Origin of the sequence: Halomarina halobia, assembly GCF_029338575.1 — an archaeon.
In the GTDB taxonomy this organism is placed as follows: domain Archaea; phylum Halobacteriota; class Halobacteria; order Halobacteriales; family Haloarculaceae; genus Halomarina; species Halomarina halobia.
Window position 1 is genome coordinate 14520 of sequence record NZ_CP119992.1, and the last position, 23997, is coordinate 38516.

Sequence of the window (23997 nt, forward strand, 5' to 3'; positions counted from 1 at the left end):
GGGTACTCACTCCCCCGTCACGGTGCTAAAGGGTTCGGCTCGCAGCCCTCCCGACCGGCGACGGCGTGGAGCGGGTCGGGTCCGCTGACGGCGTACACCACGTCGCCCCGGGCGAGCCAGCGATCGTAGGCCGATTCGTCCATCGGCAACATCCGCGGGAACGCCTGCGCGCCGACGGTCGTCCACGAGCGCTGGGCGATCACCGTGCAGTTCGGCGGGGGGGCGTCACCGCGGAGCCACTCGGCGACCGCGCGGTCGGTCGCGGACGTTCCGGTGTACTTCAGCGCGACGTACACCACGTGGTTGTCGCCGGCCCAGCGGTGTGGGACGCGCTCCGCGGCGAACGTCGCGGCCTCGAACTCCGCCGGGTAGGTGATCGCCTGGTAGGGCTTCGTCCGGTGTTCGGTGTAGGGAAACGGGGCCGTGGCGAGGAGCGAGACGACGAACAGCGCCGCGACGGCGACGCCGACCGCACGCCGCCGGTTGGCCGTCGCCCGGGCGACCGTCACGCCTGCGAGGACGAGCGCCGCGAGGTGCATGAACGTCTGCGAGCGCGTGACCATCCCCTGGTAGTCGACGGTCATCCCGGCGGTGAGTCCGATGCCCAAGACGGCGAGCGGGGCGAGGAGGAGCGCGAGCGTCGGGTTCTCGGGCGTCCGGGCGGCCCGCGGGAGCCCGCGGGCCGCCAGCGCGACGACGACGACCAGCGGGGCCATGAACGCGAGCAGCAGCGGGGGCGTCGGGACCGACCCCGGGTAGACCGGCCGCAGCGCGTTGAGGACGAACACGCCGACGCCGCCGACCGCGACGACCGACGGGGCGGCGCGCCGGAGCCGGTCGCTCCCCGTCGTCAGCCAGAGGGCGAGCGCGACGACGAGGATCCCCCAGGCGAGCGAGAGTCCCGGGGAGTCCGTGAACCGGCCGATCTCGGCGAGCCCCGCGACCTCGTAGTAGCCGATCGCGTAGGCCCAGAACCCGACGAGGAGGGCGGCGGCGGCCCCCGAGAGCCGCGGCGTTCGCAGCACCGCGAGCGCGAGGAACGTCGCGAGCACCAGCCCGCCGATCACCGCGCTCAGGTTGTGGGTGAACGGGAGGAGCGCCGCGAGCGCGAGCGCGACGCCCCACCACGCGCGACGACCCGTCGAGAGGGCGCGAGCGAGCGCGAGCGCCAGCAGGGCGACGAAGGCCAGCCCCTGCACCTCGGCGTTCACGGTCGTGGTCCGCCAGAGGTAGAGCCCCTCGACGGCGAGCCCGCAGCCGGCGGCGGCCGCCGCGACGCGCCGGTGCGGGCGGGGCACCCCGACCGATCGGGCGAGGTCGCGCGCGAGCGCGGCGGCGACCAGCGGCGGTACCGCGCCGAGGACCGCGACCTGGACCTGGACGACGTAACGGGGCGGCACGCCGGTGACCGCCGAGAGCGCCGCAAGCAGCGACGTGAAGACGTACTCGTCCGGCGCGGGGACGAAGTCGCCGGTCGCGGCTAGGTGGCCGGCCGCGAGCGCGGCGCGGGCCTTCCCCGCGAACACGAACCCGTCGGGGTTGAACGGCAGCGGGCTGAACGCGAGCGGCACGAGTCGGACCCCGACGGCGAGGCAACACACCGCGACCAGCAGCAGCCCGTCCTCGCGGTTCATCCGTCCCCCCCGAGCAGTTCGGCGGGCGTCGCGCGCGCGAACCGGCGGGCGACGACGGCGGCGCTCGCGACGGCCAGCGCGAGCGCGACCAGCGCCGTCCCGCCGAGGACGACCGGGTCGGTGACGACCGTGAACCCGACGCCGAAGACGGTGAGCGCGCCGAGCGCGCCCACCAGCGCCACCAGCGACACGCCCGCGGCGACCGCGAACAGGCTCGCCGGGATCGCGAGCACGAGCGCGTCGCGAAGCACCAGCCGGAGGAGGCGACGCGGGGACATGCCGGTCGCCCGCCGGACGCCGACCGACCGCCGTCTGGCGTGGACCGCCCCGGCGAACGCCGCGGTCGTGCTCCCGATGGACATGAACGCGCCCTGCGCGACGATCGTCCCGAGGACGACCCAGAGGTTGCCGAAGCTCCGCTCGACGATGCTCCCGGCGTCGCTCCCGGCGCTGTACCCGCTACTCGCCAGGGCTCCCGCGAGCCGCCGGTCGCCGGTCACCTCGTACCGCTGCTCGGCGACGACGGCGTCGCCGACCCGCAGCGACACCGCGTAGGTCCCCGGCGGCTGACGCGACAGCGGAGCCTCGAACGTCGTTCGCTCGCCCGGCGCGAGTCGGACCTCGCGCGCCCGCGTCCGCTCCGGACCCTCCACCCGGACGCTCCGGGTCACCGGCCGGTCCCACGGGTTGACGAGTCGGACCCGTGCCGTCGCCGACCCGAACGCCTCGGTCGATGGGGAGACCCGCAGCGTCGCGACCGGCTCCCGCGTCGCGTTCTCGGAGACGGTGACGCGGCGGCTGGCGGTCGCCCCGTCCACGTCGGCGGCGAGGCGGTACGTCCCCGGCGCGTCGGGGGCCGCGAGGGTCGCGCTCCCGTTTCCGTCGGTCGGCGCTCGGTCGCCGTCGAGGGCGACGGTGGCGTTCGAGGCCGGCTCTCCCGCCGCCGTCCGGACGCCGACGGTGAACGTCGCGCCGGGAGGAAGCCGCTCGGGGACCCCTTCGATGCGCGGCGACTCCTCGTCGACGACGGCGAGTCGGGTCCGCCGGTCGGCGGCGGTGAGGTTCCACGTCCCCGGCGGCGGCGAGGGGAGCGCGACGGTCACGGTCGTCCGCTCGCCAGGGTCGAGCGTCACGGTCCTCGATCGCTCGGCCGATCCGGCGGCGACCTCGACGGTCCGGGTCGCCGTGTCGTCGCCGACGTTCTGCAGCGAGACGTTGACCGGGACGGGCTCGCCCGCCCGGACCCGGTCGGGGGCCGTCACGTCGAGCGCGACGATCCCGCTCGCGTTCGCGAACGCGGCCGACGGGTCGGAACCCACGCGGATCAGGTTGACCGTCCCGCTCGGGAGGTCGCGCAGGTATCGCGCGGTGTCGAGCGGGACGAGCAACTGGTCGTCTCCCAGCCCCTCGCCGGAGTAGACGCCGGTCACCGTGACGGTCGTCAGGCCGGTCGCCGTGCTGCCGCCGAGGAGGATCGACTCGCCGACGCGCACGTCGAGCCGGTCGGCCAGCGACTCGCCGACGATCGCCTCCCCCGGTCCGTTCGGCGGCCGCCCCTCGACTAGCCGTCCGTCCGACACCGCGGCGTACGCGGTGTAGTTCACCCCCCTGCCGAACACCGGCTCCCCGTCCACCATCGTGAACAGGAGGATCTCGGGGCTCGCCTCGACGCCCTCGGATCGGAGCACCGTCGCGTGGCGCTGGTCGACGTGGCTCGCGACCGGGTGGATCGCGTCCGGCTCGGTGATCGTCCCGCCCGTCGCGCCGATCGCGGTGAACGTCGCGCCGACCGTCCCGACGAGGACGACGAACGCGACGAAGACGGCGAGCGAGCCCGCGGTCGGGAGGAACGCCCGCGGGGAGAGGAGCCGGAGCGAGAGCGCGCCGCCAGAGCGCGCCGCCCCTCCCGACGCGCCGTCCGGGAGCACGGAGCCGCGCAGGGTGGACCGCGCCGCCAGGTAGCCGGCGACCGCCCCGACGACCGCGACGCCGACGACCAGTCCGGCGACGAGCAGGCCGGCCGTCGGCCCGAGCGCGAGGTCGAGCGCGACCGGGTAGCCGAGGGTGAGCGTGAGGTTGACGAGCGCGTTGGGCACGACGACGCCGAGCGCGTACCCGATCGTCCCCCCGACGGCCGCGAGCAGGCCGGCGCGCGCGGCGAACAGGCGGGCGAGGCGACCGGGCGACGCGCCGGTCGCGTAGAGCGCGCGGAGGTCGTCGCGGCGGTCCCGGACCGACATCCGCGTGATGCTGCTGATCAGGATGCCCACGACGACCGTCCCCCCCGCGGCGGCGACGGAGAGCGGGACGAGGAGCTGTCGGGCCCCGACGACGAAGAACGCGAGCGCCCCCCGGAGCGGGACGCCCGAGGTCGGAACGCCCCCGTCGGCGGTGCGCAGCGCGACGGTCCGGGTCACCCCCAGTCGCTCGACGGTCTCGACGTCGGTCACGTACCACTGCGGGGAGACGATCGACCGCCCGGCGCGCGGGCGAACGGTCAGCGTCGCCGCCCCGCGCTCGCCGACCAGGCGCTGCCGGGTCAGGTTCTCGGTCGGGCCGAGCGCGCCGTCCGCGGGCGGGTCGGGCAGCCCCTCGACGCTCGCGTTCGCGGGGACGCCGACGACCGTCACCCGCTCGCCCGAGTCGAGCCGCGCCGCCGCGAGCGGGAGGGCCGTCCCGTCCCCGGGCGAACCGTCGAACTCGGCGACGAGGCTCGACTCGTGCTGGTCGGCGAGCGCGACGGTCTGGGAACTCACGCCCGTCAACACTACCACCGTCGCCACGAGGAACGCCACCGTCACGGCGATGACGACGACGGCGAGCCGATCCCGCCGCGACCATCGGACGAGGAGTTCCCGGCGGTAGCTCACGTGCCTCTTCCTCGCATTTGAATGCGATACGAAACGGTGAAACATAAACTGTGGAGGTAGGGAGAAAAAGGTGGGACGTACGGGCGCGAACGGACGACGCGCGTCCAAAACTCCGGGGAAAGCCCGCGATCGACGCTGTGGGGGCTACTCCACGGTGACGCTCTTCGCCAGGTTGCGGGGTTTGTCGATGGATCGGCCGAGCATCGCGGCAGTGTGGTAGGCGACGAGCTGGAGCTGGACGTTCGCCAGCACGGCGGCCGTCCGGGGTTCGCTGGTGGGGATCCGGAGGACGTGGTCGGCGTAGCGCTCGACGTCGGACTGGCCGTCGGTGACGGCGATGACCGGCGCGTCCCGCGCCTCGACCTCCTTTACGTTCCCGATGGTCTTGCGCGCGAGTTCGCCGTCGCCGGTGACGACCGCGAAGACGGGCGTGTCCTCGGTGACGAGCGCGAGCGGGCCGTGCTTTAGTTCGCCCGCGGCGAAGCCCTCGGCGTGCTCGTAGGTGATCTCCTTGAACTTGAGCGCCCCCTCCAGCGCGACCGGGTAGCACAGCCCCCGGCCGATGAAGAAGAACGCCTCCGAATCGACGTACTCCTCGGCGACCTCCCTGGCCGTCGAGCTGTCGAGGACGGCCTGGACGTTCCCGGGGAGGTCGCGCAGCGCGGCGATGGCGTCGCGCTGCTCGCCGTCGGTCGTCAGCGCGAGCATGGTGAGCGCGACGACCTGCGCGGCGAACGTCTTGGTGGCGGCGACGCCGATCTCGGGACCGGCGCGGACGTAGAGCGTCTGGTCGCACTCCCGGGAGACGGTCGAGCCGACGACGTTCGTGACCGCGAGCGTCCGCGCGCCGCGGCGGCGGGCCTCCCGGAGCGCGCTCAGGGTGTCGGCCGTCTCGCCGCTCTGGGTGACGCCGACGACGAGGTCCTCGCCGATGGGCGGCGGCGAGGTGGCGTACTCGCTCGCGAGGAACGCCTGCGCGGGGATGCCCGAGCGCTGGAGGAGGTGCGCGCCGCACAGCGCGGCGTGGTAGGAGGTGCCACAGGCGACGAACTGGACGCGCTCGGGGTCGAAGTCGACGTCCAGGGAGACGCGTCCCTCCATCTCGTTGACCCGCCCGCGGAGGCACTGCCTGAGCGCGCGGGGCTGCTCGTGGATCTCTTTCAGCATGTAGTGCTCGTAGCCGCTCTTGCCCGTCTCCTCGGGGTCCCAGTCGACGGCGTGGACCCGCTTGTCCACGAGCGCGCCCGCGCCGTCGGTGACGCGCCACCCGTCGGCGTCGATGACGGCGAACTCGCCGTCCTCGAGGTAGACGACGCGGTCGGTGAACTCACGGAAGGCGGGGACGTCGCTCGCGAGGAAGTGCGCGTCGTCGGCGATGCCGAGGACGAGCGGCGAGTCGTTGCGCGCGGCGAACACGCGGTCGACGCCCGCGACGACGACGGCGATGGCGTAGCTCCCGTCGAGCTGATCGACGGCCGCCCGGATCGCCGTCTCGGGGTCGTCGCCCGCCATGAGGCGCTCCTCGATGAGGTGGGGGACGACCTCGGTGTCGGTGTCGCTCTCGAACTCGTGGCCCGCGTCCGTCAGACGGTCGCGCAGTTCCTGGTAGTTCTCGATGATGCCGTTGTGGACGACGGCCACCTCGCCCGTGCAGTCGCGGTGGGGGTGGGCGTTCTCGTCGGTCGGCGGGCCGTGGGTCGACCAGCGCGTGTGTCCGACGCCGACGCTCCCGGTGAGGTCCTCGTCCGCGTCGTCGAGGGCGGCGCGCAGCGCGTCGAGTTCGCCCGCGCGCTTCTCCACCCGCACCTCGCTTCCGGAGAGGGCGACGCCCGCGGAGTCGTACCCGCGGTACTCCAGCTTCGAGAGGCCGTGGACGAGCGTGTCGAGCGTCGCGCCGCCGCGCCCGGCGCACCCGATGATGCCACACATTATCGGATCACCCGCGCGTTCGCCTCGATCCGGCCCTCAGCGACGACGCCGGTGCCGAGCCGAGCGTGCGGCCCGACCAGCGCGCCGGGGACGCACGTGACGCCGCCGCCGGCGCGGACGCGGTCGGCGAAGACCGCCCCGAGGCGCTCGTGGAACACCGAGTCGCCGACGTGCACGTCTGCCGGGCCGCCGGGGACGGTCGTCCCCGCCCCCAGGTGGACGTCCTGTCCCGTCACGCAGTCGAGCAGCGTCGTTCCGGGACCGACGCGCGTGTCCGTGTCGAGGACCGAGCGCGCGAGCGTCGCGTTCGCGCCGACGGTGGTGTTGCGCCCGAGCGCGACGTTCGGGCCGATGACCGCGCCGGCGGCCACCTCGCAGTCGGGGCCGACGACGACCGGCGGCTGGAGGTTGGCGTCCTCGTTGACGCGGGCGGTGTCGGCCACCCAGACCTCGGGGGTGTGCTGGTGGCCGTCGACGATGCCGTGGCGCAGCACCTCGCTCGCGACGGTGAGCAGGTCCCACGGGTAGGTCGCGTCGACCCACAGGCCGTCGGTGCGGACGGCGCGCACGTCCGCCTCCTCGATGAGCCGCTCGACGCCGTTAGTGAGGGGAGCGCGCCGTTCTCGTACTCGGCGTCGGCGAGCGCGTCGAACACCGAGCGGTCGAAGACGTACACCCCGGCGTTGATGAGGCGGTAGTCGTCGTCGCTCGGCTTTTCGACGAGCGCCGTGATGCGGTCCGTCTCCGAGTCCAGCGTGACCGCACCGTACCGTCGGGCGTGGGGGTGTTCGAGCACGCCGAGCGTCGCCGCGTCCTCGGGATCGGCCGCCTCGACGACAGACCGGGCCAGCCCGGCGTCGATAACCCGGTCGCCGTTGACGACGAGGAACGACCCCTCGACGACGCGCGCGGTCTGCTGGAGGGCGTGGCCGCTTCCGAGCTGCTTCGACTGAATGACGTACTCGATGGGGACGTCGCGGTAGCTCGGCCCGAAGTGATCCTGGACGCGGTCGCGCTTGAAACCGACGACGAGGACGATCCGCTCGATACCCGCGTCGATGAGCGCGTCGAGTACGTATTCGAGGATGGGACGGTTCGCAGCGGGGAGCATCGGTTTGGGGCGGTTGTGGGTGAGCGGGTGGAGCCGACTCCCCTCACCAGCCGCCAGTACGACGCCGGTGTCGATGTCCATGGTCAACCAGCGTCCTACGCCGCCGTCAAAGTTCTGTTCTCTGCCCCCCGCGACGCCACTCGTCACCCGCTGCTCGACGCCGCGGGACGCGAGACGCGCCTAGAGTTCCTCCAGGGCGGCGTAGAACACCGCCGCGAGCGCGAGGTGCTGGCGCATCGAACGCTCGAGCCGACGGACGGCGTCGGCGCGCTCGCTCACTCGATACTCCTTCGTGCGGACCATCTCCCGCGGGGCGAGCACGCCCGACTCGGCGAGTTCGTGGAGCCGGGGGTAGACGGTCCCTGGGCTCAACTGCGTGTCGAACAGGTGGGCGAGATCGCCCATCAGCGCCTTTCCGTGGGTCTTCGATCCCCTGACGCCGATGAGTACCAGGAGTAACTCGTCGAGGTTGTCCTTCACGAGCGTCTCGTCGAAGGCGAACGAGGCGTCCTGGAACAGGTCGTCGAGGACGCTCCGGATCAACCGCCGAGTGCGCGCCTCGGGACCGCGCGTCGACGCCTCGGCCGCGACCGTGACCGTCCGGTCGTCGGCCGCCTGGGTCAGGAGTTCGTCGTACAGTTCGTCGATAGTCACGGAACGTGACCGGTCTCTCTCGTTACCGCCTCCCTGCATGCAACCGCTCGTACGTCACGGGCCATCAATTATAAATTATCGGTAGATTCATAGATTATTGATAGTACTTTATTTATTGATGATAAAAACGTATAAGATGATGTGGGAGTAAGTGGTTGGTACGGTGACGGACGAACAGCCTGTCGAAGAGATCCTGGATACGATCGGCGATCGCAAGGCGCGACTCGTGCTCGCGGAGATCAGTCGGCAGCCGCGCTCGGCCAAGGAGCTGAGTGAACTCTGCGGCCTCTCGCTGCCGACGATCTACCGACGCCTCGACATGTTGAAGGAACACGACCTGATCGTCGGGTTAACCACGATCGTCGAGGGCGGCAACCACTACGAGCGCTACCAGTGTAACTTCAACAGCACGCTCATCTCGCTCGAGGACAGCGAGTACGACGTCAAGATCTACCGCGAGGAGAACCTGCCGGATCGGTTCTCCGAGCTGTGGGACGACCTCCAGCGAGCGTGACGATGCGACCGAGACGCCGACCCGGAGGGGCCCCGTGATCGACTCGCTGCTCACGCTCGCCCTGATGGGGATGCGGCTGGTCCTGTTCGCCCTCTCGCTCGGGCTCACGCTCATCAGTTTTCAGGCCTACTCCCAGCGCAAGAGCACCGCCCTCCAGTACGCGTTCATCGGGTTCGCGTTCATCAGCATGGGCGCGGCGCTCACGAGCCTGGGTTCGCAGGTCGGCTCGTGGGAGCGCGCCTTCGGGATCGTCGAGACGATCCCCTTCATCGTCGGTTTCAGCATGCTCTACGTCTCGCTCTACCGGTGAGGACTAGACGAGCATCACCGCCCCGCCGATCACCGCGAGCGTTCCGAGGCCGACGCAGACGCCCCAGAACGCTACGCGTTCGACGATCCGCATCAGCGCGTCGATGGTGAGGTAGCCGACGACGGCGCTCGCCGACAGCGCGATCAGCGCCGTCGCCGGATCGAGCGCGGGGACGCCCTCGTCGAGGACGACGAGCGCGCCCGCGCCGAGCGCCGCCGGGATCGACAGCAGAAACGAGAGGCGAAACGACGCGGGGCCGTCGTGACCGCGCAGCAGGAGCGCCCCCGTCGTGCCCCCCGATCGGGAGACGCCGGGGAGGATCGCGAGTCCCTGCATCGCGCCGACGAGGAGCGCGTCGGCGAGCGTGAGCGTCTCCCGCGTCCCGAACGCGCCCGCCGCAGCGCGCTGGAGGAGTCCGGTCGCGACGAGGAGGACGCCGACGAGCGCGACGAACGCGCCGCCGGTCAGCGCCGAGACGGCCTCCCCGACGGTCGCGTAGACGGCGACGCCGACCGCGCCGGAGGCGAGCGTCGCCACCGCCAGGAAGGTCACCTCGGGCGTGCGTTCGAAGGCGTTCGCCGGCCGCCACGCCGGGAGCGACCGGACGACTTCGGCCACCTCGCGGCGGTAGTACGCCGTCGCGGACAGCGCCGTCCCGGCGTGGAGAAAGAGGGAGAACCGGGTGGCGGCTCCGACAGGAAGTCCCTCGACGACGGTCAGGTAGAGCGTTATCTGTCCCTCGCTGGAGATCGGGAGCCACTCGAAGATCCCCTGCAGGAGGCCGACGATCAGCGCGAGCGCCAGCGAGTCGTCCATACCCTCCCGGGTGCGGTGACGGACAAAACAGATTCGATGTCCGCGTTCCGACTGTTCTCGTCCCCGTGAGTGTTGTTCCCTGTGTGAGCAGGCGATAGGTACATGCGTGGAGAGTCCTCCGTGCCCCCATGGATACGCGAGTCGCGAGTACCGAACCCGCCCTCACTGCCTCCACACGTCCTCGTCCCGTATCCGACCCGACGGACGGCCCCCCAGATGACCCGGGTCGACGCACGACGCGCTCGGGAACTCCTCGACCTGGGACGGGACCTCGGACCGGCCGCACCCGTGAGCGACATCGTCGACGTGCTCACCGTCGGCGTCGGCGCGAAGCCGATGGCGGGCGTCGCGACCTGTTTCACGGCCGCCGGGACGCCCGCGTGGGACGACGTCGCCCCGGACGCCCGGCTCACGTACGGCGCGCTGGGCGACCGACTGGACGCCGTGGGCCTCGACTGGCACCTCACGCCGATCGAGCGCCTCCCCAGGGACGGGGAGGTCACCTGGTACGAACTGCTGGTGAGCGGCGACCGCCGGACGCTGTCGCGCTTTCTCGACGATGCGGGCGTGCAGCCGAGCGACCGAACCGAGCGCGAGTACGGCGAGGCGCTCGGCTATCCCGACTCGGCCGTCGAGTGGTTCGTCTCTACCTCGGTCGCCGCGACGGACGACTCCGTCTTCGACGTCATCGCAGAGCGGTACGTCGGCGACGACGCCGTCACCCTCGCCGCGTCGGTCCCCTACGTCCCAGCGCCGACCGTGCGGGGGGCGCGCGACGCCATCGACGACGGGCGGGCGCTCACCGAGGCGCTCGGTCGGCTCGACGAGTCGGCCGACCGCGACGAGTTCGCGGAACTGCTCCTCGGCGAGCGGGTCCGCGAGACGCTCGCCACGTACGATCAGCACCGCGCATGGCGCGACCCCCTCTCGCGGGCCATGGGGTGACCGGGGGATCGACCGCCCCCGCGACTCTCCCGCGACCCGCACTGTCTGCGTACTGATGACACACAACATATAACGTCGCGTCACCCGAACCGGGGGGTATGTCGTTCGACGAGGTTGAACCCGTTCACAAGTGTAGCTGTGGGGCTACGTTCGACACCGCAGAGGAGCTCAGAGAACACGCTCGTAAGGAACACGGCGCCGTCGTCTGACGGTTTCGGAAACTTCCTTCTCCAACAAGGGTAAGCCTCGTTCGCCCCTGAGGGTCCTATGACGCCCGGCTACGGACTCGGCTTCCGATCGCTCGACGCGGAGGTGGAGACGTCCCTGCCGGTCGAGGGATCCCTCCCGGCGTGGCTCTCCGGGAGCCTCGTCCGGAACGGTCCGGCGCTGTTCGAGGTGGGCGGCCGTCCGGTCGCCCACTGGTTCGACGGCCTCGCGATGCTCCGCCGCTTCGCCTTCGACGGCGGCCGCGTCGACTATCGAAACCGCTTCCTCCGCTCCGGAGCGTACCGTACCGCCCGCGACGGGCACCTCGTGCCCGGGTTCGCCGACGTCGGCTCCGGGGACTCGGCGCTCGCCCGCTTCGCTACGCTGCTCGTCACCGCCGTGACCGACAGCGTGGACGTCCCGCTCCCGCGGGTCTCGCGGTGCCCCGCGCGGCGTCCCGCCGACAACGCGAACGTCATCGTCGAGCGGATCGGCGGCGAGTACGTCGCGCTAACCGAGGCCCCTTACCGCGTGGCGGTCGACCCGGAGACGCTCGCGACGCTCGGCACGGTCCGGCCGAACCTCCCGCGGGGGCACCTCACCTGCGCCCACCTCCACCACGACCGCGAGACGGGCGAGGTCGTCGGGTACGATACCCGCTTCGGTCACCCCTCCAGGTACCTCGTCCACGCGACGGCCGCGAGCGGGGAGCGCAGGCTCCTCGCCTCCCTCGCCGTGCGCGACCCGTCGTACATGCACAGCTTCGCGCTCACGCCGAACTACGTCGTCCTGACCGAGTTCCCGCTCGTCGTCGACCCGCTCGACCTCCTCCGCCCCGACCGACGGGACGCGTTCATCGACGCCTACCGGTGGGAACCGGAGCGCGGGACCCGCGTCACCGTCCTCGACCGGCGCACGGGCGGGGTCGTCGCTCGCCCCGTCGCCGACCCCCTGTTCGGGTTCCACCACGTCAACGCGTTCGAGCGCGGCGACGAACTCGTCTGCGACCTCGTCACGTTCCCCGACCCCTCGCCCGTCGAGGGGATGTACCTCGACGTCCTCCGCGGCGAGGCGTACGAGGCCCCCGGCGGCGCGCTGACGCGCCTGCGGATCGAACTCCGCGCCCGGGGGACGCCGCCGATCTCCATGGAGACGCGCTACGACGGCGGGATCACCCTGCCGCGGCTCTCCCCCCGCGTCCGCGGGCGCGAACACCGCTACGTCTACGGACAGGGGACCCACGAACGCGTGACGGACTTCGCCCACGAGGTGGTGAAGGTGGACGCGACGACGGGCGAGACGCGCCGCTTCTCCCGCGACGGCTGGTACTTCGGCGAACCCGTGTTCGTGCCGGCCCCCCGCCCGGCGGCGGAGGACGAGGGCGTCGCGCTCACCGTCGCGCTCGACGTCGACGCGGGCCACTCGTGGCTGGTCGTCCTCGACGGCGAGGCGTTCGAGGAGCGGGCGCGGGCGGCGCTCCCGCACGCCGTGCCGTTCGACTTCCACGGACAGTTCTTTCCCGAACTCGGATCGGGGCGCTGACGGGGCGCGAAACCGCGCCTCACCACGCAGGGGGAAGGATTTCGCCCCCAGATCCCGCCGTATCGGCAACAACTGTTATATCCCACCCGCGTGGTATTGTTGCGTGCAATGAAATGTCGTAGTAATCCGGCGTTCGGTCGACGGCCGCGGCGGCCGCGTGCGGGGTGGTCGGCGTGATCGGCGCACTCCCCGCGGTCGCGTCGGCGACCGTCCTGCCGCTTCAGTTCAGCGGTGAGTTCCTGTACTGGGCGCTCGTCTTCTTCGTACTGGCCATCGTCGCCGGGTTGGCGGGGTTCAGGGGGGTCGCGGGGCTCTCGATGGAGATCGCCCGCATCCTCGTGCTGGTGTTCCTCGTGCTGGCGATCATCGCGCTGATACTGTGACCGACGGCGCGGCCGGGAAACGGACGCTCCGCCCCGCCCCGCCTCGGCCGGCTTGACGGGCGGGACGACCTCGTAGTCGAGGAACCGTACGCGAACCTCGATCGGTTGTCCGGTCCGCTCGGCGAGCGTCGGGGCGAGGTCCCGATACTCGCGCTCGCCCGTCCGTCCGAGGGTGACCGCCACCGTCTCCGGACGGCTGAACAGGCCGACGTCGTTGTACTGGGTGCTGACGCCGAGGGGTTGAAGCTCGGCGTACCGCTGGCCGTCGACGGTGCCAGCGACCTCGCTCGCCACGGCGTACTCGTACGCGATGGGCTGGGAGGTCATCCCGGCGGTGACGGCCCCGACGACGAACGACACCACGGCGACGACGTACGCCGCGCTGCGGAGGTCGAGGTCGAGCTCGCCGGTCAGCCGGCACCAGCACCTCCAGCCGTCGCATTCGTCACCAGCTCTCGACGGACCGTGAAAACCGTCGTCGCCGCTCCGCGACGGATCCGAAGGCCCAAAGGTCGGGGGCGGCGTTCGTCCGTGCAATGAACGTCATCGAGGTCGCCGAGGGGGCGCTCGCGACCGGTACCGTCTGCGATCCCTGTCTCGGTCGACTCGTCGCCGACCGGAGCTTCGGACTGACCAACGAGGAGCGGGGCGACGCCCTGCGCGTCGCCCGCGCACTCGCCGCGGACGAACCCTACGATCCCCCGGACGCCGAGGACTGCTGGGTGTGCGAGGGCGAGTGCTCCCGGTACGACGAGTACGCGGAGCGCGCGGCGGCCGCGCTCGACGGCTGGGACTTCCGCACCTATCAGGTGGGAACGCGCGTCCCACCCCTGTTAGAGGAGAACGATCGCTTCCTCCGGGAGGACGCGGGGCTCCCCGAGAACGCGGGCGAGGGGATGAACGGCGAGTTCAACCGCGAGGTGGGAAAGCGCGTCGGCGCGGCCACCGGCGCCGAGGTCGACCTCGGACGGCCGGACGTGCTCGTGCTGATCGACCTCGCCACCGACGAGATCGAGGTGCAGGTAAACTCCGCGTTCGTCTACGGCCGCTACCGGAAGCTCGAACGCGACATCCCCCAGACGCGCTGGCCGTGTTCCGACTGCGGGGCGTCGGGGCTGCGCCGCGGGGCACCCTGCGAGACGTGCGACGGGACGGGCTACCGCTACGGGACGAGCGTCGAGCAGCTCACCGCGCCGGTCGTCCTCGAGGCGATGGACGGGAGCGAGGCGGTCTTCCACGGCGCGGGCCGCGAGGACGTGGACGCGCTCATGCTGGGCGGGGGCCGCCCGTTCGTTATCGAGGTGAAGGAGCCGCGGCGGCGCGCCGTCGACGTCGAGTGCCTCGAGCGCGAGATCAACGAGTTCGCCGACGGCCGCGCCGAGGTCGAGGGACTCCGCCTCGCGACCCACGACATGGTAGAGCGCGTGAAGGGCCTCGACGCGGCGAAGACCTACCGCGCGACCGTCGAGTTCTCCGAACCCGTGACCGCGGCGGACCTGCGCGCGGCGTTCGACGAACTCGAGGGGACCACGGTCGACCAGCGCACGCCCCACCGGGTGAGCCACCGTCGCGCCGACGTCGTGCGTACCCGGACGGTCTACGAGATCGACGGCGAACTGACGGACGAGCGCCGCGCGACCGTCGACATCCGCGGCGAGGGGGGGCTCTACGTGAAGGAACTCGTCTCCGGCGACGATGGCCGCACGGAGCCGAGCCTCGCCGGGCTCCTCGGCGTCGAGGTGGCGGTGACCGCCCTCGACGTGCTCCGCGTCGAGGGCGAGGACGAACCGTTCGAACGCCCCGAATTCTTCCGCGACCCGCCCGCCGAGTGATCCCCGCCCCGCCCAGTGGCGTTCGGACGAACGGTTGCCGGCGGATCGGCCGTCGAGGGGGTGAAGGGGGCCGGACGCCTTCGAGACGGTCTCATCGGGTCACTCGACCGGGTCACGCTCGTTTCGACAGTGCTACCGACACCCCCGGCCACAATCATTATAGACATCGAGTGACAATACCGTGGTAGGGTGTAGCATCATGTGTCACCACTTCACCGAGGAGTTCGCGTACCACTACGAACGCGAGGCGCGGCGCGAGCTGGACCGAACCCGGGAGATCGACGAGGCGGACCCCGAGGTCGAGCGGGTTCCGGTCGAAGCGGACGACTGAGCGCGATTTTTCGCCGGCCGCGCAGCCGTCCGATCAGCCGCGCCGACGGGCTCACCACCGATCGACCGTCCGGAGGTGGTCCCAGAGGTCGGAGAGCGTGACGACGTCGATCTCGCCGGCCTGCTCCTTCCGGTGGACGTACTCCACCAGCCGCTGGAACTTCCCGGCGTCTAAGTGGTGAAAGATGGGGATCGACAGCGAGCGGTGCTCGGCCGCCAGGTCGACCAGTTCCTTCGCCCCCTCGAGGTCGCCGTCCACGTCGCTCCCGCCGACGCGCATCGGGTTGGTCAGCGTGTAGTTGAGCGGCGAACTACCGCCGCACGCGAGGTCGAAGTGTTCGGCGGTGACGTCGAGCGTCCGACCGTCGTGCGCGCCGAACGGGGTGACGAGGAAGTTCGTCCCCTTGGTGATGTCGATCTCGTCGAAGAACGCGGTCATCTCCTCGACGTTGGCCCGTATGTCCCCGTTCGAGAGCTCCGCGAGGTTCTGGTGGGCGGTCGTGTGGTTGCACAGGTCCCACCCCGCGTCCTGCATCCTGTGGAGGTGCGGGACGGTGAGCCGCCCCGGACGGCCGATCTCCCGCTTGACCACGGCCTCGATGCCCGGATAGCCGTACTCGTCGAGGGCTTTGAAGTAGTCCGTGTAGTGGTGGCGGTGGCAGTCGTCGAACCGGAAGATCACCTTCCCACGGTCGGGTTTGGGGTGCGCCCGGATGTCGTCGAGCCAGAAGCGGATCGGCCGGTCGTCGCCCGCGTACATATTGACCGTCAGTTTCGTGACGGCAGAGAGGTCCGGCGAGCCCTTCGTCCGCGTCGGCGCGACGTCGTAGCGCTGCCACCGGAGGTCGTAGTTCGCGGCGTACGGGTGCGTGAACTCGACCCGGTTGTCGGCGTCAGGCGCGTGCGCGGCGAGCGCGAACGTCGGCTGGGTCTGCGGCGTATCGAAGTAGGCCGCAAACGAGAGGGCCGCGTCGGAGAGGTCGATCGGGTCGTCGCTGAAGTCCCCCGCGAGCGTCACCTGGTGACGCCCCTCGTAGCGGAGCGACTGCGGGTCCTCGAAGTAGACGTCCCCGTCGCCGGTGACCGTCCCCGCCCCGGACCAGCGCGACAGGTCGCCCATGTCGTCGACGAGGCGGCCGCCGGGGAAGTACCGGCCCTGGTACTCCGGGGTGACCGTTCCCGGCTCGGGCGTCGGCGTCTCCGTCTCCTTCGTACCGTTCGCTTCCGATTCGGTGGCCGTCCCGTTCGGCGCGTTCGCGGGTCCGGATCGGTTCGATCCGGGATCGAACGGGCTGGTGCAGCCGGCTCCCAGCGCGAGCGCCCCCGTCGCGAGGAACGCCCGCCGAGTCGTAAACCGTCTCTCCGAGGTCATGTATTATACGAGAACGCGATATATAATCGTAATCGAGTGTCTATCAAAAAGTTAGCTCAGGAGTATCGCGAGTTCCGGTCGGCGTGACGGTCATTAACCCGTCTCCGTGAGGCGAACCGACGGCTTTGTGAACCCGTCCGTTCGCCGGTAAGTCGAGGATAACGCCCCGGAGCGGGGGATCGCCGGGGCGACACGCCTTTGTGGCTGGGTGACGCTCGGGCGGATATGTACTTCGGCGCGGACGAGGCGGGCAAGGGGCCGGTGCTCGGTCCCATGGTGGCCGCCTGCGTCGTCGCCCCCGAGGCGGCGCTCCCGGACGGGATCGACGACTCGAAGCGCCTCGCGCCCGTCCGCCGGGAGGCGCTCGCCGCCTCCCTCCGCGCCCACCCCGACGTGACACTCGGCGTCGCACGGATCCCGGTCGCGCGCATCGACGCCCCCGGGACGGACATGAACTCGCTCACGGTCGCCGCCCACGCCGAGGCCATCGCCGACGCGGGCGTCCCGGGGCGGGGGCTCTCGGGGTTCGTCGACGCGGGCGACGTCGACGCCGCGCGGTTCGGCCGCCGTGTCGCCGCGGCCCTCGACGCGCCGGTCGAGGTCCGCCCCGAACACCGCGCCGACGAGACCTACCCCCACGTCGCGGCGGCGAGCGTCGTCGCCAAGGTCGAGCGGGACGCCCGCGTCGCCCGGATCGCCGAGGAGTACGGCGAGGTGGGCAGCGGCTACCCGAGCGACCCGACGACGCGGGCGTTTCTGCGCGAGTACGTCCGCGAGCACGGGGCGCTCCCGGCGTGCGCCCGCTCGTCGTGGAAGACCTGCGACGACGTGCTGGCGGCGGCCGAGCAGTCGTCGCTCGACGCGTTTTGACCCGACTATTCGACAGCAGGTCGGGGAGCGTTCTCGTACTTGATCATCTTCTCGGGCTTGTCGGCGATCGTCTCGTAGATGCGCTGGAGCGTCTCCTCGGCCCCCAGGAGGTTGTGATCCTCGAGGAACGTCCGACCCTCGTCGGTTAACCCGTAGAACTTCCACGGATACCCCTGACGGCGCTCGTCGTCCGGGAGGGCGACCTCCCTGACGATACCGGCGTCGATCAGCCTCTGAATGTGCTTGTAGACCGTCGCGTCGCTCACGCTCGGATTCAGCTGCTCGAGTTCGTACATCGACGGGAGCTGTTCGGGGTGCTGGAGGATGTCGTTGACCAGCGCGAACCGCGTCCGCTGGGTCACGAAGTGAACGAGTTCGCGGGCGTCCGTGCCTTCGGGCGTTCCTCCGTCGACACCCATACCGCCTGTGCGAGGTGCCGCGACAAGTAACTCACCCTGAGGTAATTCACCCTGGGGTAAACAGAAGGTTCCTGAATCGGTAACCGATGAGGACCTCGTTGACGCCGTGGAGAACCTGCCGTAACGCTGTATCTGGGCACTGCTCGGTACCTCCTCGATACGGTGACGGATGAGAGGGGAGCTCAGGTGAGCACAGCCAGAGACGACCTCGTATCACTCCCCCAGCACCAGGTTCCGGAGCACGTCGCCGTACGCCGGGCGGGTGATCAGCACGCCGATGAGGACGCCGACGATGGTGATGACGGCGAACCCCTGCAGGTCGCCGAGCGAGAGCACCGCGAGCGGCGACATGGCGACGATGGTGGTCGCCGCGGCCGCGCCGATGACCCAGAAGGCCCGGCGGAACCGCGAGCGGAACACCTTGGTCGTCCGGACGTCGCCCCGCTGGAGGATCTCGTCGGCGATGATGACCAGGTCGTCCACGCCGGTCCCGATCACGGCGATGAACCCGGCGATGTGCGAGAGGTCGAGCGCCAGGCCGACCGCCGCGGCGAACCCGAGGAGGATGTACACCTCGGCCGCGGCCGTCAGGATGAGCGGGACGGCCACGCTCGGCTTCCGGTAGCGGTAGGCGACGACGCCAGCGACGGTGACCCAGGCGATGAGGCCGGTCACCAGCGAGAACGCCTTGAACTCCTCGGCGAGGCTCGGCTGGAGGAAGTACGTCGTCCCCGAGTCGATGTCGAGGCGCGCCGGCAGCGCCCCCGCCTCGAGGTTCAGGCGCAGTTCCTGGGCCTCCGAGACGTTCCGGGCGCTCGTCTGGAAGGCGGGGTCCTTCACGAAGTCGCCGTCCTCGATGCTCCGGGCGAGGCTCGGTCCCATCGAGGCGGAGTAGACGACCTCGCCGTCGACGACCGTCAGGAGGCAGTACCCCGGATCGTTCGGGTTCTGATCGTAGCTGCAGCGGGCGACGCCCGGGCCGGTGAACCCGAACCGCTGCATCGCGTCCGCGAAGTTCCGGGCGGCGTCCTCCTCGAGCGAGACCGGGACGACCGGTCGCCCCTGATCGTCGCGCGTGACCGGCTGCACGCCCGCGAGGTCGTCCTGCGTGAGCAGCGAGACGCGGCGGTAGTCGCCCCCGGCGCTCCCGTTCGTGGCGTTGGTCCCGTTCGTCGCGTTCCCGCCGCCGTCACCCTGTGCGGGGAAGACGGCGACGATCTCGACGCGCCCGCGGTCGCCGATGAGGTCGATGAGTTGAGAGCGGTTCACGCCCGGCGCCTCGACGAGGACGAACGACTCGCCGTCGGCGGAGGTGACGACGCTCGCGCCCCCGCCGGCGAACCCGGCCGACCCCTGTATCTTCCGCTCGATGACCTCGGCGGCCGTCTGCATCGTCTCCCGGGTGACGCCCTGGCGGATGTCGCTCTCCTCGACTTGGTAGCCGGCTCGCTGGAGCGCCTGCGCGAACTCGGCCCTCGTGACGTTCTCCGTGAACACCTCGACGGTGCCGCCGTCGGTCCCGTTCGCGTTCGCGCGCACCTGCACGTCGATCGGCGAGACGTCGAGTTCGGCGGCGATCCGTCGCTGGGCGTCGCGCTGCTCCTGCGGGTCGACGTCCACTCCCTCGGCGGTCAGTCCCACCAGCGGCGCGCGCAGGCGCGTTCCGCCGGCGAGTTCGAGCCCGTAGTCGAGGTTGGTCGGTCCCCCGCCGGTCGCTGCCGTCTCGTTCGTCCCGTTCGACGCGGCCGCGGCCCCGCCGTCCCCCTGGGGAACGAACAGCGCGACGCTGCTGGCGACGAGTATGACGACCAGCAGGAGGATGCGCCAGTTGTCCCGTACCCGGCTCATCTGGCGATCCCCTCGTACTTGTAGTAGCGGAGCAGGCTCACGTTGAGCAGGTAGGTGTTCACGAGATCGACGGTGAGACCGAAGACGAGGATCAGCCCGATCTCCGGCAGGAGCGGTATCCCGAGCACGAGCGGCGAGGCGACGACGGTCATCACCACCATCGCGGCGATCGAGGTGAGCGTCATCGTCACCCCCGTCCGCATGGCGCGGTAGGTCGACTCGTAGAAGCCGCCGCTGCGCCGGAGGACGTGGTTGTTCAGCAGGATGTCGGAGTCGACGCTGTACCCGATGAGCATGAGGAGGGCGGCGACCGTCCCGAGCGAGAGTTCGATGCCGAAGAGGTTCATCAGGGCGATGGGGACGACGATGTCGGAGAACGCGCTCGCGACGACCGCGATGGAGGGGACGATCGTCCGAAAGAGGACGAACACGAGGACGCTCATCCCGAGGAACGCCGCGCCGACGCCGAGCAGCGCCTGTCGCTGCGCGTCCGCGCCGAACGTCGGCGAGCGCGACTGCGAGGCGAGCACGTCGTACCCGGCGCCGTTCGCCGCGCCCGTTATCTCGCGCACCTGGCTGTCCTTGGTCGCCTGGAAGGTGACGATGTACTGGTCGCTGTCGCCGAGTCCGACCGCCTGCACGGACTCGACGGGGTAGGGCACGCGCTCCTCGAACGTCGCGCGGACCTCCTGTGGGGAGTCGTTCGTCTGGATCTGCACTTCCGTGCCGCCGGTGAAGTCGACGCCGAGCGCCACGGGTGTCCCGGTGGTCGCGTACCACCCGGCGATGATCAGAAGCGCGACCGCCAGCAGGGCCACGGGGACGGCCGCGAGCTGGCGGTTCGTGTACCGGGTGTAATCGACCTCCGGTACCTCGAAACGAACCATATCGACGGTCTGCGGGGGTCTCGAATAAGGGTTCTCATTCATCAACGAGCCACCGGGCGCGACGGCGGCCCGCCGTCAATCCGCGAGCCGGTAGGCCGTGACGCCCTCGCGGGTGTCCACGACGACGCGACAGCCGGCGAGGTCGAAGGAGGTCCGCCCCCACTCCCGGCGTGAGCCGTCGGGTCGCCTGGCGAACAGTTGCTCCAGCGCGTCCGGATCGACGGCCTCGTAGAGGCGCTGTTCGAGCGCCGTCGCGTCGATCCCCCGCACGGCGGCGACCGTCCGCACGATCCGCTCGTCGAGCGGCCGGCGAACGACGGCCGCCGCGTCCTCTCCCGCGCTCATGCGTCTCCCGGGAGCGACTGGCGGACGGCACGGCCCGTCGGGGGCGTCGAGGTGCGGTCCGACCGGTATCGTCGTGAGCGGTGCGTCGTCATCGGTGCTAATCGTCGAGGAGCATCGAGAACAGCTTACGCTCCGCGGAGCGGAGGTGCTTGTTGAACGTCGGCTGTGAGATGTCGAGCGACGCCGCGACCTCCTGGCCCGTCCGGTCGCGGGGCCACTCGAAGAAGCCGCTCGCGTAGGCGGTCCGGACCACCTCGTACTGGCGATCGGTGAGGCGCTCGGTCACGCCCGCGCGAACGTCGCGCTCGGACTGGACCGAGGAGGTCTGGTTGCGTCGGGCGACGAGGTCGGTGTTCGGGTGCGTGGCCTGTATGGACTCCACGAACTCACGCACGTCGGCGTCGTACGGCAGTTCGATGACCGCCCGGATCCCGTTCGCGTCCGCGGCGAGCTCCCGCGTGATCGCACCGTAGTCGGTGAGCGTCGAGGCGATGGTGGTCCCGGTGAGACGCAGTTCGCACCGGATCCCCTCGTCGCGCTCGGCGATGACGTCGGCGCGCTCGACGGTGACGAACTCGTCGGCGAGCGACGACAGCGCCTCGGCGTCCGCGTCCTCGGCCGTGAGGAAGACGAGCGACGCGCCGCCGGACTCGTTGACGATGTCGTCGACGACGAGCCGCGTCCCGAGATGGGTGGCGAGCGTCCGCAGGAAGAGGTCCGGTTCGTCGATCGAGAGTTCGAGCTCGGTGACGCGATCGGCCAGCAACGTCCGCTGGGTCTCGACGGTGTTGATGGCGTTGGCGATCGTCTCGCCCGCCTCGCTCAACACCGTCCGGGTCATCTCGTCGAACGCCCCCTGTTCGTCGGCGTAGACGGCGAGCGTCCCGTAGAGGACGTCGCCGTGGACGAGCGGCACCGCGAGCATCGAGAGGTAGTCGTTCGTGAGCGCGGCCCGCCGCCACGGCTCGGCACGGAAGCCGCTCGTCACCTGGGAGACGACGGCCGGTTCTCGCGTCACCGTCGCCCGCGCGGCGGGCTCCGTCGGCTCGTCGAGCGAGAGCGAGACGGTGTCGAGGTACCCCCGCTCGTGTCCGGCCCACACGCGCGGCTCGAGCGCCGTTCCCTCGGCACCGGGCGTACCGATCCAGGCGAACGCGAAGTTGTCCGCGGTCGCGAGCCGGTCGCAGACGGCCCGCTCGATCTCCTCTCGCGTGTCGGCCTGTACGAGCGCGCGGTCGATCGCCCGGATGATGTCGTTCGTCTGCTTGAGCCCCGTCAGGCGCGTGTTCTGGTCGCTGAGTTCGCGGTCGCGCTCGCGCAACTGCGTCTCGCGCTCGACGCGGTTGAGCGCCGCCTCCGCGCTCGCCGCGAGCAGGTCGGTCAGTTCGACGGTCGTCTCGCTGAACGCGGCGGTGCGGGTCGACTCGGCCACGAGGACGCCGTGTTCGCCGAGCGGGACGTACAGCCCGCTACGGAAGGGGGTATCGGCGTTGTACACCGCGTCGGTCTCGCGGACGTCGTCGCTGTGTAGCTCCTCCCCGGTGACGAACGCCCGCCAGGCGAGCGAACCGTCGCTCGGATCCAGCGCCGGGAGGTCGCCGACCATCGACGTCATCGTCTCCGAGACGCTCGTGGGCTCGAGACGCCCGGTGGTCCCGTCGAAGAGGTAGACCGCGACGCCGGGCAGGTCGAGCACGTCGCTCGCCGTGTCGACGATGCGCTCGCTCACCTCTTCCCGTGACTCCGTCCGGAGCAGGCCGTGCATCGAGTTGTTCAGCGCCGTCAGCGTCCCTTCGTACTGGCGGTGGCGCGAGAGGTCTCGGACGACGCCGAGGATCTCCCCCTCACCGGGTTCCGACAGGACCGAGTAGTGGGTCTCGACCGGTACCGTTCCGTTCTCCGTCGTGAACTCCACCTCGCACGACCCGACCAGCTGTCCGTTCCGATCGTCGGCGTCCGCGAAGCAGTCGATGTCGTCGATGTCGAGCTCGATGAGCTCGCGGGCGTCCAGCCCGACGAGGTCCTCCCGATCGTATCCGAGCATCGAACAGAGCGCGTCGCTCGCCTCGGTGATGCGGTAGTCGAGGTCGAGCGCGTAGATCCCGTCGTCGATCGTCTCGACGATCGTCTCGTAGCGCTTCAGTTCGCGCTGCCGCCTGCGGCGCTCGATGGCGGGTTCGAGCACCCTGGCGACGTCCTCGAGGACGGTCGTGTCGGGCTCGGTGAACACCGCGTCGTCCGGCGCGACGGCGGCGAGCGCCCCCCACGGTTCGTCGCCGACCGAGAGGCCGACCGCGAGGGTCTGCACCTCGCCGTCGGCCTCGTGGGTGTACACCTCGTTCCCGCCGAGCGCGGCGACGGCGAGCGAGTTCGGGCGCGCGCGCGTCGAGTCGATGGCGTCGTCGTCCCACCCGACGCCCGCCCGGAGCACCAGGCTGTCCTCGCGGTCGCGGCGCTCGAACAGTCCGCAGCGGGTCGCGCCGAGCGCGCTCACGACGAGCGAGAGCGCGTCATCGAACAGCGTCGAGAGCGGGGCACCTTCGAGCGCGTCCTGGCGCAGCGAGGAGAGCGACTCGGCGTACTCGAACGTCTCGGACCGACCGTGCGCGCGGATGGCGTTGCGAACCCGCGTTCGGAGGACGGCGTCGTCGACGACGCCGTTCGAGCGCACGACGTCGGTCGCGCCCGCCGCGAGCGCGTCCGCGATCGTCACGTCGTCCTCCGAGACGATCACGACCGGGAGTTCGATGTCGAGCGTCCTCACTCGATCGACGAACTCCGCGCCGGTCATGTCCGGCAGTTCGGAACCGCAGACGACGCAGTCGATGCGACCACCTCCGCTTATCCGATCTAACCCCTCGGCCGCCGTTGCGACACGCCCGACGGTAAGTCCCTCCACCCGGTCCGCTACACCGGTATGTGAGGTTCCCACCGACAGGACGCGGAGTGCGGTAACCGCAGTGTCGTTCGTAACCCGGCCCGAAATCATCGCTTAAATCGCTCTGTTCTACCCGGATAAAGCATTCGGCTTGAAAGTGGATATATGAATACAATCGGGCGTAAAACGACCCGATTTCATGTATATATATGTCTGTAACTGGTGACACTCTTCGAAATGTGACGGGGCTATGCCGAATATTACACCACTCATTCTCGAGGACTGACCTCTATACCTCCGG

19 protein-coding genes and 1 pseudogene are annotated in these 23997 nt (G+C 70.6%); 8 read left to right on the forward strand and 12 right to left on the reverse strand.

Annotated features, from left to right (window positions below):
• Positions 1 to 17: 17 nt before the first annotated feature.
• The 5 genes and pseudogenes from P1K31_RS00065 to P1K31_RS00085 all read right to left on the reverse strand — a co-directional run bounded on the left by P1K31_RS00065 (position 18) and on the right by P1K31_RS00085 (position 8198).
• Positions 18 to 1634, reverse strand: coding sequence for a sodium/phosphate symporter (locus P1K31_RS00065; RefSeq protein ID WP_276304246.1), 1617 nt, complete (start codon positions 1632 to 1634; stop codon positions 18 to 20).
• Positions 1631 to 4504, reverse strand: coding sequence for an ABC transporter permease (locus tag P1K31_RS00070; protein ID WP_276304247.1), 2874 nt, complete (start codon positions 4502 to 4504; stop codon positions 1631 to 1633). The genes P1K31_RS00065 and P1K31_RS00070 overlap by 4 nt, the downstream gene beginning before the upstream one ends.
• 144 nt (positions 4505 to 4648) lie before the next feature.
• The gene (gene glmS / locus P1K31_RS00075) at positions 4649 to 6433 is read right to left on the reverse strand and encodes a glutamine--fructose-6-phosphate transaminase (isomerizing) (protein ID WP_276304227.1); all 1785 of its coding nucleotides are present in this window, start codon (positions 6431 to 6433) and stop codon (positions 4649 to 4651) included.
• Positions 6433 to 7625, reverse strand: a pseudogene (locus tag P1K31_RS00080) (sugar phosphate nucleotidyltransferase). The gene glmS and the pseudogene P1K31_RS00080 overlap by 1 nt, the downstream one beginning before the upstream one ends.
• Positions 7626 to 7724: 99 nt before the next feature.
• Positions 7725 to 8198, reverse strand: a complete 474-nt coding sequence (locus tag P1K31_RS00085; protein ID WP_276304229.1) for a helix-turn-helix transcriptional regulator — start codon at positions 8196 to 8198, stop codon at positions 7725 to 7727.
• Between the two features lie 163 nt (positions 8199 to 8361).
• On the opposite strand from P1K31_RS00085, the gene P1K31_RS00090 reads away from it, so the two are divergent.
• Positions 8362 to 8712: a winged helix-turn-helix domain-containing protein gene (locus tag P1K31_RS00090; RefSeq protein WP_276304230.1), complete on the forward strand. Its 351-nt coding sequence runs from the start codon at positions 8362 to 8364 to the stop codon at positions 8710 to 8712.
• Positions 8713 to 8776: 64 nt separating this feature from the next.
• Positions 8777 to 9022: a DUF7521 family protein gene (locus P1K31_RS00095; RefSeq protein ID WP_276305753.1), complete on the forward strand. Its 246-nt coding sequence runs from the start codon at positions 8777 to 8779 to the stop codon at positions 9020 to 9022.
• Positions 9023 to 9025: 3 nt separating this feature from the next.
• On the opposite strand, the gene P1K31_RS00100 is transcribed toward P1K31_RS00095, so the two are convergent.
• Positions 9026 to 9838, reverse strand: a complete 813-nt coding sequence (locus P1K31_RS00100; protein ID WP_276304231.1) for an undecaprenyl-diphosphate phosphatase — start codon at positions 9836 to 9838, stop codon at positions 9026 to 9028.
• Positions 9839 to 10054: 216 nt separating this feature from the next.
• Here P1K31_RS00100 and P1K31_RS00105 point away from each other — a divergent pair, with 216 nt between their 5' ends.
• The 5 genes from P1K31_RS00105 (at position 10055) to P1K31_RS00125 (ending at position 15078) form a co-directional block, all read left to right on the forward strand.
• A complete protein-coding gene (locus tag P1K31_RS00105) occupies positions 10055 to 10783 on the forward strand; it encodes a hypothetical protein (protein ID WP_276304232.1) in 729 nt (242 codons plus the stop codon).
• Between the two features lie 267 nt (positions 10784 to 11050).
• On the forward strand, positions 11051 to 12532 hold the full coding sequence (locus tag P1K31_RS00110; RefSeq protein ID WP_276304233.1) for a carotenoid oxygenase family protein: 1482 nt from the start codon (positions 11051 to 11053) through the stop codon (positions 12530 to 12532).
• 176 nt (positions 12533 to 12708) lie between these two features.
• Entirely contained in the window at positions 12709 to 12915 is a 207-nt protein-coding gene (locus tag P1K31_RS00115; protein ID WP_276305754.1) for a DUF1328 domain-containing protein, read from the forward strand.
• A 536-nt stretch (positions 12916 to 13451) separates the two neighbouring features.
• A complete protein-coding gene (locus tag P1K31_RS00120; RefSeq protein ID WP_276304234.1) occupies positions 13452 to 14747 on the forward strand; it encodes a tRNA pseudouridine(54/55) synthase Pus10 in 1296 nt (431 codons plus the stop codon).
• Between the two features lie 181 nt (positions 14748 to 14928).
• Entirely contained in the window at positions 14929 to 15078 is a 150-nt protein-coding gene (locus tag P1K31_RS00125) for a hypothetical protein (RefSeq protein WP_276304235.1), read from the forward strand.
• A 51-nt stretch (positions 15079 to 15129) separates the two neighbouring features.
• Here the strand turns inward: P1K31_RS00125 and P1K31_RS00130 are convergent, their stop codons facing one another.
• Positions 15130 to 16449, reverse strand: coding sequence for a polysaccharide deacetylase family protein (locus tag P1K31_RS00130; RefSeq protein ID WP_276304248.1), 1320 nt, complete (start codon positions 16447 to 16449; stop codon positions 15130 to 15132).
• A 225-nt stretch (positions 16450 to 16674) separates the two neighbouring features.
• On the opposite strand from P1K31_RS00130, the gene rnhB reads away from it, so the two are divergent.
• Positions 16675 to 17319 carry a ribonuclease HII gene (rnhB, locus tag P1K31_RS00135; RefSeq protein ID WP_276304237.1) on the forward strand — a complete coding sequence of 215 codons (645 nt, stop codon included), beginning with the start codon at positions 16675 to 16677 and terminating at the stop codon, positions 17317 to 17319.
• 5 nt (positions 17320 to 17324) lie between these two features.
• Here the strand turns inward: rnhB and P1K31_RS00140 are convergent, their stop codons facing one another.
• The 5 genes from P1K31_RS00140 to P1K31_RS00160 form a co-directional block, all read right to left on the reverse strand.
• Positions 17325 to 17738, reverse strand: a complete 414-nt coding sequence (locus P1K31_RS00140) for a helix-turn-helix transcriptional regulator (RefSeq protein ID WP_276304238.1) — start codon at positions 17736 to 17738, stop codon at positions 17325 to 17327.
• A 213-nt stretch (positions 17739 to 17951) separates the two neighbouring features.
• Positions 17952 to 19586: a preprotein translocase subunit SecD gene (locus P1K31_RS00145; RefSeq protein WP_276304239.1), complete on the reverse strand. Its 1635-nt coding sequence runs from the start codon at positions 19584 to 19586 to the stop codon at positions 17952 to 17954.
• Positions 19583 to 20473, reverse strand: a complete 891-nt coding sequence (gene secF, locus P1K31_RS00150; RefSeq protein WP_276304240.1) for a protein translocase subunit SecF — start codon at positions 20471 to 20473, stop codon at positions 19583 to 19585. Before secF ends, P1K31_RS00145 begins: the two co-directional genes overlap by 4 nt.
• 75 nt (positions 20474 to 20548) lie before the next feature.
• Positions 20549 to 20818 (reverse strand): HalOD1 output domain-containing protein, encoded by a 270-nt coding sequence (locus P1K31_RS00155; RefSeq protein WP_276304249.1) that lies wholly within the window; start codon positions 20816 to 20818, stop codon positions 20549 to 20551.
• Positions 20819 to 20915: 97 nt separating this feature from the next.
• Complete coding sequence (locus tag P1K31_RS00160; protein ID WP_276304250.1) at positions 20916 to 23717, reverse strand: bacterio-opsin activator domain-containing protein; 2802 nt, start codon at positions 23715 to 23717, stop codon at positions 20916 to 20918.
• Between the last annotated feature and the right edge of the window lie 280 nt (positions 23718 to 23997).